The organism is Paludisphaera soli (assembly GCF_011064595.1).
Classification (GTDB): Bacteria; Planctomycetota; Planctomycetia; order Isosphaerales; family Isosphaeraceae; genus Paludisphaera; species Paludisphaera soli.
The window spans coordinates 1-13,004 of record NZ_JAALJI010000018.1; the positions used below are offsets into that span (position 1 = coordinate 1).

The 13,004-nt window shown below is 70.9% G+C and carries 8 protein-coding genes and 2 pseudogenes; 3 read left to right on the forward strand and 7 right to left on the reverse strand.

Annotation, left to right across the window (positions count from 1 at the left end):
* Positions 1–141 (forward strand): annotated as a pseudogene (locus G6O68_RS20510) (IS5/IS1182 family transposase); the annotation flags it as partial.
* Positions 142–158: 17 nt separating this feature from the next.
* Positions 159–548, forward strand: a pseudogene (locus G6O68_RS20515) (DUF1501 domain-containing protein); the annotation flags it as partial.
* Positions 549–707: 159 nt separating this feature from the next.
* On the opposite strand, the gene G6O68_RS20520 reads toward G6O68_RS20515, so the two are convergent.
* Genes G6O68_RS20520 through galT form a run of 4 tightly spaced genes read right to left on the reverse strand, consistent with a single transcriptional unit; the run spans position 708 to position 6,556 of the window.
* Positions 708–2,489, reverse strand: coding sequence for a sodium:solute symporter (locus G6O68_RS20520; protein WP_165250518.1), 1,782 nt, complete (start codon positions 2,487–2,489; stop codon positions 708–710).
* Between the two features lie 60 nt (positions 2,490–2,549).
* Positions 2,550–4,058, reverse strand: a complete 1,509-nt coding sequence (locus G6O68_RS20525; RefSeq protein WP_165250519.1) for a phosphoglucomutase — start codon at positions 4,056–4,058, stop codon at positions 2,550–2,552.
* Between the two features lies 1 nt (position 4,059).
* On the reverse strand, positions 4,060–5,511 hold the full coding sequence (locus tag G6O68_RS20530) for a galactokinase (RefSeq protein ID WP_165250520.1): 1,452 nt from the start codon (positions 5,509–5,511) through the stop codon (positions 4,060–4,062).
* Positions 5,504–6,556 carry a galactose-1-phosphate uridylyltransferase gene (galT, locus tag G6O68_RS20535; RefSeq protein WP_165250521.1) on the reverse strand — a complete coding sequence of 351 codons (1,053 nt, stop codon included), beginning with the start codon at positions 6,554–6,556 and terminating at the stop codon, positions 5,504–5,506. The genes G6O68_RS20530 and galT overlap by 8 nt, the downstream gene beginning before the upstream one ends.
* Positions 6,557–6,709: 153 nt before the next feature.
* Between galT and G6O68_RS20540 the strand changes: the two genes are divergently transcribed.
* Positions 6,710–7,900: an AraC family transcriptional regulator gene (locus G6O68_RS20540; RefSeq protein WP_165250522.1), complete on the forward strand. Its 1,191-nt coding sequence runs from the start codon at positions 6,710–6,712 to the stop codon at positions 7,898–7,900.
* Positions 7,901–7,994: 94 nt separating this feature from the next.
* Here G6O68_RS20540 and G6O68_RS20545 read toward each other — a convergent pair whose 3' ends face one another.
* The 3 genes from G6O68_RS20545 to G6O68_RS20555 all read right to left on the reverse strand — a co-directional run bounded on the left by G6O68_RS20545 (position 7,995) and on the right by G6O68_RS20555 (position 12,921).
* A complete protein-coding gene (locus G6O68_RS20545; protein WP_206108163.1) occupies positions 7,995–9,959 on the reverse strand; it encodes an alpha-L-arabinofuranosidase C-terminal domain-containing protein in 1,965 nt (654 codons plus the stop codon).
* A gap of 391 nt (positions 9,960–10,350) precedes the next feature.
* Positions 10,351–11,952 carry a glycoside hydrolase family 43 protein gene (locus tag G6O68_RS20550; protein WP_390625387.1) on the reverse strand — a complete coding sequence of 534 codons (1,602 nt, stop codon included), beginning with the start codon at positions 11,950–11,952 and terminating at the stop codon, positions 10,351–10,353.
* A 66-nt stretch (positions 11,953–12,018) separates the two neighbouring features.
* Positions 12,019–12,921: an alpha/beta hydrolase gene (locus tag G6O68_RS20555; protein ID WP_165250524.1), complete on the reverse strand. Its 903-nt coding sequence runs from the start codon at positions 12,919–12,921 to the stop codon at positions 12,019–12,021.
* Positions 12,922–13,004 lie beyond the last annotated feature (83 nt).

A 13,004-nucleotide genomic window follows, 5' to 3' on the forward strand; every position in this document is an offset into this window, starting at 1 on the left:
GTCGTGGAGCGGACGCATAGCTGGATGAATCGCTTCCGCCGATTGCTGATCCGGTGGGAGAAGAAGGCGGAGAATTACGAGGCGATGCTGCACTTCGCATGCGCGTACATCACCCACCGCGCCGCCGGCCTAATGAGATAGGATCTAAATAGATACCGTATGAGAAGATCGCTCGGGCGGTCGACTTGCCGATCGCCGGGCTGCTCGCCGACCTGAAAGCACGCGGCCTGCTGGACGACACGCTGGTCTTCTGGGGCGCCGAGTTCGGGCGGACGCCCTACACCGAGGGGACGGACGGCCGCGACCACAACCCCGAGGGGTACTCGGTCTGGCTCGCCGGCGGCGGCGTGAAGGGGGGGATCGCGCACGGCCGGACCGACGAGTTCGGATTCGCGGCGGTCGAGGACAAGGTCCACTACCATGACCTGCACGCCACAATCCTCCACCTGCTCGGCCTGGACCACGAGCGGCTGACCTACCGCTACTCCGGCCGCTACTTCCGCCTGAACGACGTCTACGGCCGGGTGGTCCGCGAGATCCTCGCGTGACCGGAGGCGAGCCGAGGCGGGTCGGGTGAGAGGCCACCGGTGGCTCAAACCATCTCAATCGCCTCGGGGACGGCCCTTGTCGCGTCGAACGACTCCTCGAAAGGGGGAAGGCCCGCGGGGCAACGAGGGGCGGACGAGCGCCCCTCGCCGGCGATCGGCTCAACGGGTGAAGTACAGGTAGGCGATCAAGATGGCCGCCAGCACGCCGACCGACGCGACCACGTCGACCCAGTTCCAGCTGCTCCGCGACCGGCGCCGGTCCTCCACATTGACCGTGGCGTAAGTCAACCCTTCGATCCGCGACGAGTCCGGCGGGGCGGTGGCGTAGCTGACGACGACCAGGACGGCGGCGCTGATCAGGAAGATCAGGAGGCTGTAGTACTGGAAGTAGATGTTGTTGACGATCCAGAGGAACGAGCCTTCGGTATACCCTTGCTCGTAGCCGGACAGCTTCAGCGAGATCGGCGTGTCGACCAGCAGGCGGAACATCCCCAGGGCGAACCCGGTCAGCAGCGCGGCCAGGCACCCCTTGTGGTTCAGCCGCGGGAGGAACACCCCCAGGAAGAAGACGACGAAGATCGGCGGGGCGAGGTAGCCCTGGACGCCCTGGAGATAGTCGTACAGCCCGCGGGCACCCTGGATCACCGGCACCCAGGCCAGGCCGATCAGGACCATCCCGCCCGTCGCCAGCCGGCCGACCCACACCAGCTCGGCCTGGGTGACGCGCGGCCGGAACTTCTGGTAGAGGTCCATCGTGAAGAGGGTCGAAGAGGCGTTGAACACGCCCGCCAGCGAGCTCATCAAGGCCGCCAGCAACCCGGCGACGACGATCCCCCGCACCCCGACCGGCAGCACGTGCTGCACCATCAGCGGGAAGGCCGCCTGGCTCTGCTCGCGGATGAGTTCGCCGTCGCGGAACATCGCCTGCTGGAGCGCCGCGTTCTGGCCGCTCGCCGCCAGGGCGAAGCAGATGATCCCCGGGATGATGAAGATGAAGACCGGCAGCAGCTTCAGGAACGCGGCGAAGATGCTCCCTCGCCGCGCCTGCTGCTCGTTGCGGGCGCCCAGGGTACGCTGGACGATGTACTGGTCGGTGCACCAGTACCACAGGCCGGTGATCGGGGCGCAGAAGAGCATGCCGAGCCAGGGGTAGTTGCCGTTGAAGTACCAGGCCTGGCGGACGACCTGCCCGTCGGCGGCCCGCTCGAGGACCGGCCGCCACGTGCCCTCCACGCCGGCCGGCACCAGCGGCTTCCAGAGGTTGAACATCTCCGGTCCGGCGATCTCCCGCAACTCCCCCCAGCCGCCCAGCGCACGCAGGCCGAAGAACGTCACCAGCACCGAGCCGAGCACGAGGATGATCGTCTGCAGCGCCTCGGTGTAGGCGACCGCCCGCAGGCCGCCGAGGGTCGTGTAGACGCCCGTCAGCACGATCACCCCGACCGAGCCGACCCAGAAGCTGTTGAGCGTCAACCCGCCGAGGCGGACCTCCAACTCGGGCGTCAGCGTGGCGAAGACGACGCCCCCGGCGAAGATCCCCACGGCGATCTTCGTCAGGATGTAGGCGATCAGCGACACCGCCGAGAGCAGGTAGCGCGACGACGCCGAGAACCGCCTCTCCAGGAACTCCGGCATCGTGTAGACCATCGACCGCATGTAGAACGGCACCATCACCCAGCCCAGCACCAGCAGGCACCAGGCGTGCAGTTCGTAGTGGGCCATCGCCACGCCGTCGGTGAACCCCGAGCCGGCCAGCCCGACGACGTGCTCGCTGCCGATGTTCGAGGCGAAGATCGACGTCCCGACGACGAACCAGCCGAGGTCCCGCCCGGCGAGGAAGTAGTCGTCGGCCGTGTCGCGCCCCTGGCGGATCACCCACCAGGCCACCCCGAGCAGCAGGGCGAAGTAGCCGCCGATCATGATCCAGTCGAGCGTTTCCATCGGCAGTCTCCGGTGAAGCCAGGCGGCCGCATGTCCGCGGCGCCGCAAGCCGTATCCCGATCAGCCCTGGTATTCCGACCCGGCCCCGTACCCCGCGACGCCCGCGGCGATCCGCCGCTTGACATGCGCGACCAGCTCGGGCGTCGCCCCGGAGACCTCCCACCGCGCCAGGCCGTCCTCGCTCTGCGAGATCCGCTGGCAGACCTGCAGCCAGTCGTCGGCGAGCTGCGTATGCTCGTCGACGTCCAGCGGAAGGCCCCAGCGCATGAGGGTGGCTTCGAGGTCCATGCCGTTCTTCATCCGCGAGAGCGAGCGGAAGCCCTGCCCCTCGAAGCTCTCGCGGACCGCGTCGAGGGCGGCGGCCCGGCTCGCGTCGTCGGGGAACTTGTAGCCCCACTCCCGCTCGCGCGCCGTGGTCCCCTGGATCTCGAAGAGCCGCTCGAACCGCTCCGGGGCCTCTCCCCACACGCGGGCGACCCGAAGGGCGAAGGCGAGCGTATTCTCCGTGCAATACCGGCCGCCGTCGAGGGGGAAGGCCTCATAGAAGTGCGCCGACTCCTCCACGGCCCCGAACCGGGCCGGGTCGCGGGCCAGGCTCTCCTTGATCTGCGAGTGGCCGTTGCGGATCACGTCGACGGCCACCCCGCACCGGGCCATCTCGACGATCGCCAGCGGGTTCGACTTCAAATCGGCGAAAACCCCCAGCCCCTCGCCGGGGTGCCGGCGGCGGATCTCCGGCATGATCGCCGCGTAGACGAAGCTCGACGACAGGTACGTCCCGTCGCCCCGGTAGACGTCGAGCCGATCGCCGTCGCCGTCGAAGAACATCCCGAGCAGGGCGCCGGAGGAGCGCATCGCGGCGAGGCCGGGGGCGATCACGTCCCGCTTGACCGGGTTGGGGTCGCCGAGCGGGAAGGCGCCGTCGGCGGCGAAGTGCAGCGGGGCCAGTTCGGCCCCCGCCCGGCCGAACGCGAGCATCATCTCGCGGCCGGCGGCCCCGAACAAATAGTCCTGAAACACCCGGACCCCGCCCAGGCCGCCGGGCTCGACCCCGGCCAGTTCCATGCTGAAGGCGACGTAGTCGTCGATCAGCTCGACGGCGCGGATCGACCCGCGGCGGGGGGCGAGGGTCGAGGCGTCGTCCCGGTAAAGCTCCTGGATCCGGTCGAGGCCGCCCTCCGGGCCGATCTCGCGGGCGATCGGCAGGACGCCCGGCGCCAGGAGCTTGCGGCCGGTGTCGCCGGCCGGATTGTGCGAGGCTCCGAACATCACGGCGGCCAGGTCCGGGTGCCGCATGGCCGCGTAGTAGAACAGCGAGGTCGACGAGACGCCCGGCAGGACGACAACCTCCAGGCCGGCGTCGCGGTAGGCGTCCGCGGCCATCGTCAGGTGGCGCGGGCCGGTGCTCCGGGCGTCGTGGGCGATCACGACCCCCGGCGCGTCGAGCACATCGCGGAAGTACCGCGCCTCGGCCCGCGCGAGCCGGCCGGACAGCTCCGGGGTCAACAGCGCGGAGGGGGTCCGGATGTCGTAGGCCCGGAACATCGAGAGGTTCAGGTCGTCGGCCACGTCAACGCTCCTCGATCCCGCGATCGGCGAACCGCACCCGCACCCCGACGGCGCAGGCCCCCGGCGACGAGCCGGTGAACACGTAGGCCTCGCGGCCGGTCTCCCGCTCGTACCGCCGCGCGACGCCCGCCACGGCGTCCCCGGCGTCGGCCCGGCCGAGCACGGCGACCGTCCCGCCGCTGCCGCCGCCGGTGATCTTCGCCCCATACAGCCCGGATCCCGGGCCGGCCTCGCGCACCAGCTCGACGAGCCGGTCGGTGCCGTCGGAGCCCAGGCCGCAGGCGGAATAGCTCGCGTGCGATGCGACCATCAGATCGCCCATCGCGCGGAGTTCCGCCTCCCCCGGCCCGCCCTCCAGGAGTTCGGCGAACAGGCGGACGCGGGCGTTCTCGCCGATCGGGTGGGCCGTCGGCAGGCGGACGGCGTAGGTGCGGGCCGGGTCGACGCGCGTGACCGGGTCGGTCGTCCCCCCGTAGCGAGCCAGGAACTCGGCCCCGGTGATCGACTCGGGCAGGTCCGGCTCGAACCGAGCCGCGAATTCCTCCGGCGCGAGGTTCGCCAGGTAGCCGCCCCAGCGAGGGTCCTCGATGTGCAGCACGCCGTCGTCGGCCCGCGTGATCGGCCCCAGGCCGGCGAGATCCGCGAGCATCCGATAGCCCATGAAGGCCCCGACGCGGACCGAGGAGTAATCGCTCCCGGCGACCGCGTGCCGGATGCCCGAGTCGACGCCCCAGAAGGCCACGCCCGGCGGCGCCGCGACGAACCCTCGCACCTCGGCAGGCTGGCAGAGGAGCGCGAGCAAGCGGTCGGCCCGGCCGAGCGCGGAGGCCATCTGGTCCATGATGCCGCAGGGGGCGCCGACGACGACGTTCTCGGCCACCTGACAGAGCCGCGCCAGCTCCGCGCCGTCGATCTCGACGCCGAACAGCCCCGCGACGGCCCGCATCACCGACACCTCCAGCGCCGCCGACGAGCTGACCCCCTTCCCCTCCGGCACGTCCGACCGCACGGCCACCCGCAGGCCGCCCGACCGATCGGGGAGCAGCCCCGGACGCTCGCGGAGCAGCACGGCGATCGGGCCGACGACGTAGGCGGCCCAGTGGTCGGCCGGGTTGCGCTCGAACCGCAGGCGGGCCGCATCGAGGCTCTCGTAGTCGCCCAGGCCCAGGATGATCTCGGCCGGCAGTTCGATCGAGCGAGCCGGGCCGCCCGCCGATCCGGGAAGGCTGGTGATGCGCAGCGTCCCGTCTCCGGCCTGCTGGGCCGCGGCCAGGGCCGCCTCGCGGATGGGCCACTGGAGGACGAGCGAGCCGGAGTAGTCGGCGATCCCGCCCATCACGTCGAGCCGGCCCGGCGCCCGGGCAAGGGCCAGGGGGCGGGAGGGGTCGAACAGGCCGCTTCCGGCGATCCGAGCGTCGAAGTCGTCGAGATCGTGCCGGGCCGGGTCAGGCATCGGGGCCGCCTCCGTCGGCGTGGGCGTGGGCGTAATGAACGGCCGGCACCGCCCGCAGCTCGGCCGCCTTCTCCTCGGGCGCGGTGTCGCTCAGGAAGCTGCCGCCGCCGATCTCCGGGCCGGCCAGATATTTCAGCAGGTTCGGCTTGCGCAGCGGCGGGTGGAACTCGATGTGGAAGTGGAACCCCTCGTGGCGCCGGCCGTCGGTGGGCGCCTGATGCAGGGCCATCACGTAGGGGAACGGCATCCGCCAGAGGTTGTCGAAGCGGATCTGCACCTCGTGGAGCACGGCGGCCAGGTCGCGGACCTCCTCGGGAGACAGGTCGGCGAGGCTCTGGTGGGCCTGCTTCGGCACGACGAACGTCTCGTAGGCGTAGCGGGCGAAGTACGGGAGGAAGGCGATGGCCGTGTCGTTCTCCGCGAGGATGCGCCGACCGTCGGCGCGCTCGGCGGCGATGACGTCCTCCATCAGCACGCGGCGGTGCTCCCGCCAGTGGCGAAGGCAGGTGGCGGCCTCGTTCTCGATCGTCTTGAACACGAAGTTCGTGGCGTAGATCTGGCAGTGCGGGTGCGGGTTCGAGACGCCGACGACCTCTCCCTTGTTCTCGAACATCAGCACATGATTGACCTCCGGCCGGTCGCCCAGCTCGCGGTACTGGACCTGCCAGGTCCTCAGCAGGTCGGCGACGTGGGCGGTGTCCAGCTCGGCGAGGCTCAGGTCGTGGCGAGGCGTGTAGCAGACGACTCGCGCCAGCCCGGTGGCCGGGCGGTTGCGGTAAGGCGGCGGCGGCGACGGGAGTTCGCCCGGCGCGGCCGGCCCGACGCAGGGCAGGTCGTTGTCGAAGACGAAGACCCCCTCGTACGCCTCGTTCCTCGCCCCGCCGACCCGCGCGTTGCCGGGGCAGAGCGGGCAGCTCGGGTCGTACTCGGGCGCCTGCCGCGCCCCGCCGCCGACCGTCTCGCCGGTCCACGGCCGGTTGTTGCGGTGCGCGGCGACGATCACCCATTCCTCGCGCAGGGGATGCCAGCGCTGTTCCCACGTCATGGCGACGACCCCACTCCAGGCTCTCGGCTCGGACGACCCACCGGATACGATACGGGGCGTGGCGCGGCCGTCCAAGCCGCATTCGCGCAAAAAAACGCGACGATCGCGCAGCCCCCCGCCGGGTCGCGTACGATGGGCCGGGAGGTTCGCTTGATGGCCGAGACGCCCCGAGTCGCCCTGCTGGTCGAGACGTCGCGCGGCTTCGGACGCGACCTGCTGCGGGGCATCATCCGTTATGCGCGGCTGCACGGACCCTGGGGCTGCTACGTGACCCCCGGCGACTTCGAGCAGATGCTGCCGAGGATGAAGGACTGGGGCGGCACCGGGATCATCGCCCGCGTCGAGACGCCCCGCGTGGCGCGGGCGATCCTCCGTTCCGGGCTGCCGACCATCGTGCTCGACCTCTCCGACGAGCAGCTCCGGCCCGAGAACCCGCTCTCGCGGCTCAGCGAGGTGGCGTCCGACTCCCGCGCGGCGGCCCGGATGGCCGCCGAGCACCTGCTCGACCGGGGTTTCCGGAACCTGGCTTACGTCGGCGTCACGGGCCGCGTCTGGTCGCGCCGGCGGCGGGAGGCCTTCTGCGCGCGGGTGCGGGAGGCCGGGCTCGAACCCCTGGTCTATTCCCCGCCCGCCCCCCGGGGGGGCCGGTCGAGCGGGGGCGAGCAGACGGCCCTGGCCCGCTGGCTGCGCGCCCTGCCGAGGCCCGCCGGCATCATGGCCTGCAACGACGACCGGGGCCGCGAGGTGCTGGAGGCCTGCCGCGACGCCGGTCTGCACGTCCCCGAGGAGCTGGCCGTCATCGGGGTCGACGACGACGAGCTGCTTTGCGAGCTGGCCGACCCGCCGCTCTCCAGCGTGGCCCTGAACGCCGAGCCGGGCGGCTACCGCGTGGCGGCCCTGCTCGACGCCATGATGCGCGGCCGGGTCCGCCGCCCGCGCCGCCTGCTCGTCGAGCCGTTGCACGTCGTGACCCGCCGTTCGAGCGACATCGAGGCCCAGGGCGACCCGGAGGTCGCCGCCGCCCTGCACTTCATCCACGACCGCGCCGCCGAGCCGATCGGCGTCGCCGACGTGGTCGACGACCTGATGATCTCCCGCCGGGCCCTGGAGATCCGCTTCCGCAAGTCCGTCGGCCGGACGATCCACGCCGAGATCCAACGAGTCCGCCTGGAGAGGGTCCTGCGGCTCCTGCATGAGACGGACCTGCCGATCCCTCAGGTGGCGGAGGCCTCCGGCTTCACGAGCGCCAGCTACCTGTCGCAGGTCTTCCGCGAGGCGCTCGGCACCACCCCGGCGCGATACCGCCGCCGGATGCGGAGCGACCCGACCGACGGGCGTTCCTGACGCCGGGAGGCGCGCCGAAGGCCGACGTGCGACGACGCCGCGGGCGCGCGGCCCGAGGCGTCGTCGCATGCGGTCGAGCGATCCTCGTCACTTTTCAGCGGAGCGGCAGCCGCACCACGGTGATGCTCAGAGGCGGGGCCTCCAGGCTGCCGTCGAAGCGTAGGGGACGCTCGACGATCTCCAGGCGGGCCTCGCCTGGGTCGTTGCGCAGGGACGGCGAGTCGCCCGAGACGGCCCAGGCGGTCCCCTCCTCGGCCGGCGTCACGCCCTCGACCGACAGCCGGACCGTGCGGGCCTTGTCCGTCGGGTTGACCAGGCCGACGGTCAGCGCCTTGCGGTCGGCCGTCAGGGCGGCGGTGAGGTCGAGGCCGCCCGGCTCGGCGGCCGTGGTCAGCTCGACGGGGATCGTCCCGTAGTGGTGGCGGTGCATCATCAGCGGCAGAGCGGTCGATTCGAAGAAGGCGGCGGTCTTCGTCGTCTTGATGCAGCCGATGACGTTGACCGTCTGGGCGTAGTGGGCCATGGAAATGACGTCCGAGTTGCGGAAGAACTCGTGCAGGCCGGTGGCCACGCCCAGGGCGTCGGCCAGGTCGTAGACGCAGCCCAGCTCGCCGTAGACGTACGGGCGATGCCAGTAGTTCCACTCGTCCATGGCGATGGGGACCGGCCGGCGGCCCGTCAGCCCCAGCTCCTTCTGGAGCTTGCGGTGCCCCTCGGCCTTGCCTCGGATCGCGTCGGCGAGCTGGCGGGCGTGCGCGGGGGTGTCGCCCTTGGCCTTGTCGTCGCGGTAGAAGTGCTCGGAGATCAGGTTCATGAACTTGGCGCACTCCTCGAGCATGCCGCGCGACCAGCCGCGGCGCTCGTCCGGGTCGTGGCGGCGGTTGATCGTGTCGAGGTCGCCCACGCCGATGAGCTGGAGCGAGGGGTCGACGGCCCTCATCGCCTCGGCGAACCCGTTGTGCTTGATCGTGTAGTGCTTCAGCTGCATGAAGCCGAGCTGCCAGGGGCCGAACATCTCGTTGCCGACGCACCAGTACTTGACGCCGTACGGCTCGGCGCGGCCGTTGGCCGCCCGCATGCCGCCGCCGATCGTCTCGGCCGGGCCGTTGCAGTACTCGACCTCCCGGGCGGCGGAGTCGGCGTCGCCGAAGCCGGTGTTGACGGCGACGACCGGCTCGGCGCCGATCTCGCGGCAGAAGTCGAGGAACTCGTCGAGCCCGAAGTCGTTGTGCTCCACGCCGGTCCAGGCGGGGTTGCGGCGGGGCGGGCGGCGGTCGCGCGGGCCGATGCCGTCGCGCCACTCATACCCGCTGACGAAGTTGCCGCCCGGCCAGCGGTACATCGTGCCGCCGAGCTGTTTCAGCAGCGTCAGGGTGTCGGCCCGCATGCCGCGGACGTTGTCGGCCGGCATCAACGAGGCGGTGCCGATCAGGGCCGGGCCGCCCTCGATGCGGATCTCCAGCTTCGCCTTCTCGGTGTCGGCCCCGGCGGTGAAGGCCAGCTCGTGCCGCGTGAACTCGGGGCCGAGCCCGTCGATGCGGACGGCCTGCCGCTGATCGTCGCCGTCGCCCCAGGCCAGCGCGACCTCGGCGCGGGCGGCTCCCTCGGGGGCCTTCAGCCAGATGTAACCCGTGTACCCCTTGCCCTTCACGACCCCCAGGTCGTGCTGACGAATCGCGGCGCCCGGGGCGATCCGCGGGGTGTGTCGGCCGACGAAGGAGCCTTCGCCGACCATCGTCACCGCGTCGGCCGCGCCGACGATCTCCCAGGGCGAGGCGCCGACGACCGGGAACGCCGTGTCCCGCAGCGACCGGTACGGGTCGTACTTGGCGGTGACGGGGAAGTAGAACTTGCGGTCCTCCAGCATCTCGGCCCAGATCCCACCGTAGATGCAACGGCCGAGATGCTCGATGAACTGGCCGTAGGTGTAGGGGTTGATCTCCGGGGCGGCGCGGTCGGCGTGCACCGTCACGGTCACGGCCGGCTGGTCCTTGGCCTGGGCCGCCGCGGTCAACAGCGTGCATCCCAGCCACGCCATCATGCCTGTAGACTTCTTCATGACTGGACCTACGCCTTTTGTCGGTAGGGAGGGGCCTCGCCAGGGACAGGGCCGACGGCGCGGGGCGGGCGCCTCGCGGTGACGGAACGATCTGCACGACTCGATCTGCGAAGCTCGGACCCGCGGCTTTCCCCATCGCACGACCGCAGCCGCGGCTTTCTCGCACGATAGGCCCCGACCGGGTCGATCACAAGACCGCGACCGCGCAAAAAAATGCCACGATTGCGCAACCCCTCCCTCCGCCCTTCCCCGGCCTTCTTCGGCTGGGTTTGGCCCTTGCGCGAAGCCCCGCATATGCTCCCCGTGCAGCACCCCGGATCCGGCCGTGCCGGCAGCCCGAGCGACCGAGCGGTTGTGCGGCGACATGTCGGCTCGGACCGAATCAGGCCGGTCACTCGGGGGAGTCGATCCGGTCGCTGATGCGGAAATCGTCGAAATCGACGAACCCGCCCGGCGTCCTCGTCGCGAACTGGAACAGGGCGAAGCGGTAACCCATGAAATGCGGCAGGGTGTAGGTCATGCGGAGCGGCTTGCCGATCTCGGACCAGCTCGCGCCGTCGAGGCTATAGGCGAAGCGGGCCGTGTCCTTCCGACCCCGGAAGTCGCACTCCAGCCGCAGGAAGACGGTGTCCTGCGCAAGCGGCGCGACCTCGACCTCCGTCGGTGAGTCGGCCTCCGCGATTACCATGACGAGGGACCTCGCATCCCCCGTCGCCCTGACGCCGACGAAGCCGTATCGCCTCTGGAGCGCGGCCAGGCCGGCGACGTCGCCGTCGTTCATGTGGGCCACGTCGAGGGTCACGACGGCCGAACTGGTCGGGCCGAAGGTCCGCTGGGTCAGCGTATTGCGTGCGGCGAGGAGATCGGCGTCGACCCGCCCGGTCGTCAGCCGCAGGAACCCGGGGCGCTGGGTGAGCGACCAGTGCTCGTCCTCGGGGTTGTGATTCCACTGCCACGCGAGCGGGAGCGGCGGATCTCCGGGGCCTCGATCGAAATCGTCGGAGCCGACGATCCCCCGCACGCCGAGGGTGCTCGCGGGGAGATTCAGCGCCGCGGGGACCTTGCCGTCGACCCCCATGACGGGCCAGCCGTCCTCCCACGTCACCGGCACGAGGAAGGGGATGCGGCCGACCGCGCCGTGATCCTGGAAGAGCAGCGCGTACCACTCGCCGTCGGGCGTGTCGACAAGGCCGCCCTGGGCGACGCCCTGGTCCTGCAGCGCGACCCGGCCCTCGTAGGGGCCGGTCAGCGAGTCGGCGCGGAAGGTGAGCTGGGTGCGCATGCCGCCGCGGGGCCAGGTGATGAGCGAGAGGTAGTACCTCCCGTCGATCTTGCGGAGCTGCGAGCCCTCGGCGGGCAGGCCGATGTTGCGGCCGGCCGTGGCGCTGGCATTGGGGACGATGATCCGGTCCACCCCGCCGGGCTTGATCCCCGAGAGGTCGGAGTTCAGCTCGGTGAGGCGGATGTTGCCGGCGCCGTGGACCATGTACGCACGACCGTCGTCCTCGAAGAACAGGGAGTGGTCGTGCAGCGAGGGCCGGAAGGACGTCTTCTCCCAAGGACCCGCCTCGGGGTCCTTGGTCCGGTAGATGTACGTCTTGCCGGTGGTGCCGGAGAAGGTCGTGACGTAGAACGTGCCGTCGTGGTGTCGCAGGCTGCTCGCCCACGAGCCTCCCCCGTACGCGTTCCTCCCATTCCGGAGCGCCAACGCGTCTTCGTCGTCGAGGACGTCGTAGGCGTAGCCGACGAGCCGCCAGTTCACGAGGTCGTTCGACTTCATGATCGGCAGCCCCGGGCTCACGAGCATCGTGGTGCTGCTCATGTAGTAGCTGTCGCCGACACGGATGTCGGCGAGGTCCGGCACGTCGGACCAGAGGATCGGGTTGACGGCCCGGTCCCCGACCTCCTGCGCGTGGGCGAGCGGGCGGTCCGCCGCGCCGGGCCCGATCAGCAACGAGAGCACGGCGGCCGCGACCCTGGGGCGCATCTTCATCCTCCTGTTCCAACTCGACGTATCACGCATACCCGCGGGCTCATGCCTGGAGCCCTGTTATGCCCCTCACGGCTGCGCCGGCGAGTCGGCGGTGTCGGGCGCGGGCGCGGCGGCGAACAGGAGCGGGGCGAACTCGTTCAGGCAGCGGCGCCAGGTCAGCCACTCGTGCGAGGTGCCGGGCGACTCGTAGTAGACGTGCTTGATGCCGGCCTTTTCGAGCGCCTCGTGGTAGTTCTTCACGCTGGCGTACATCCGCTCCGGCTCGGTCGTGCCGATGCCCAGCCAGAGCAGGCGGATCTTGCCGTTGAACGCGTCCGCGTCGGCCATGACTCCGCCGTGCGCCGTCTTCGGGTCGAAGGGCATGCCGCCGAAGCCCCCGCCGCCCCCGCTGAACCCGCCGAGCGAGGCGAACAGGTCCAGGTGTTTGAGCCCGATCTGGAACGTCTGCATGCCCCCCATCGAGAGCCCGGCCATGGCCCGGTGCTCCCGGTCCGGGATCGTGCGGTACGTCGCGTCGATCATGGGGATCAGGTCGTCGACCACCACCTTCTCGAACACCTCGAACATCCGGCCCATGTCGGGGCGAGGGGGGGCCGCCTGGCCGGGCGCGGCCGGGCGGGGAGGGCCCGGGAAGGGGGCCGAATCCCCGGGCCGACGCGCGTAGCCCTGCTCCATGACCACGAGCATCGGCCGCGCCTTGCCCTCGGCCAGGAGGTTGTCCAGGATGAAGCCGACTCGCCCCTGGTTCGGCCAGCCGCGCTCGTCTTCGCCGCCGCCGTGCTGCAGGTAGAGAACGGGATAGCGCGTCTCGCGGTCGGCGTCGTATCCGGGCGGGGTGTAGACGAAGATGCGCCGCCACGCCTGGGTCGTCTTCGAGAAGTACCAGCGCTCGCGGATCTCGCCGTGCGGCACGTCCTTCGGGCTGTAATAGTCGACGCCCTTCTCCGGGACCTCGACGCCGCTGGTCATCTTGCCCGTCCCGAAGAACGTCTCGCTGCCGGGGTCGTTGACCTCCGCGCCGTCGATGAAGACGCGGTAGTAGTGGAAGCCCG

What these genes read in the sequence shown, in the direction of transcription:
- G6O68_RS20520 (WP_165250518.1), bottom strand. Translation starts at nt 2,489, where the DNA reads ATGGAAACGCTCGACTGGATCATGATCGGCGGCTACTTCGCCCTGCTG.
- G6O68_RS20530 (WP_165250520.1), bottom strand. Translation starts at nt 5,511, where the DNA reads ATGCCTGACCCGGCCCGGCACGATCTCGACGACTTCGACGCTCGGATC.
- galT (WP_165250521.1), bottom strand. Translation starts at nt 6,556, where the DNA reads ATGACGTGGGAACAGCGCTGGCATCCCCTGCGCGAGGAATGGGTGATC.
- G6O68_RS20540 (WP_165250522.1), top strand. Translation starts at nt 6,710, where the DNA reads ATGGCCGAGACGCCCCGAGTCGCCCTGCTGGTCGAGACGTCGCGCGGC.
- G6O68_RS20545 (WP_206108163.1), bottom strand. Translation starts at nt 9,959, where the DNA reads ATGAAGAAGTCTACAGGCATGATGGCGTGGCTGGGATGCACGCTGTTG.
- G6O68_RS20550 (WP_390625387.1), bottom strand. Translation starts at nt 11,952, where the DNA reads ATGAAGATGCGCCCCAGGGTCGCGGCCGCCGTGCTCTCGTTGCTGATC.
- G6O68_RS20555 (WP_165250524.1), bottom strand. Translation starts at nt 12,921, where the DNA reads ATGACCAGCGGCGTCGAGGTCCCGGAGAAGGGCGTCGACTATTACAGC.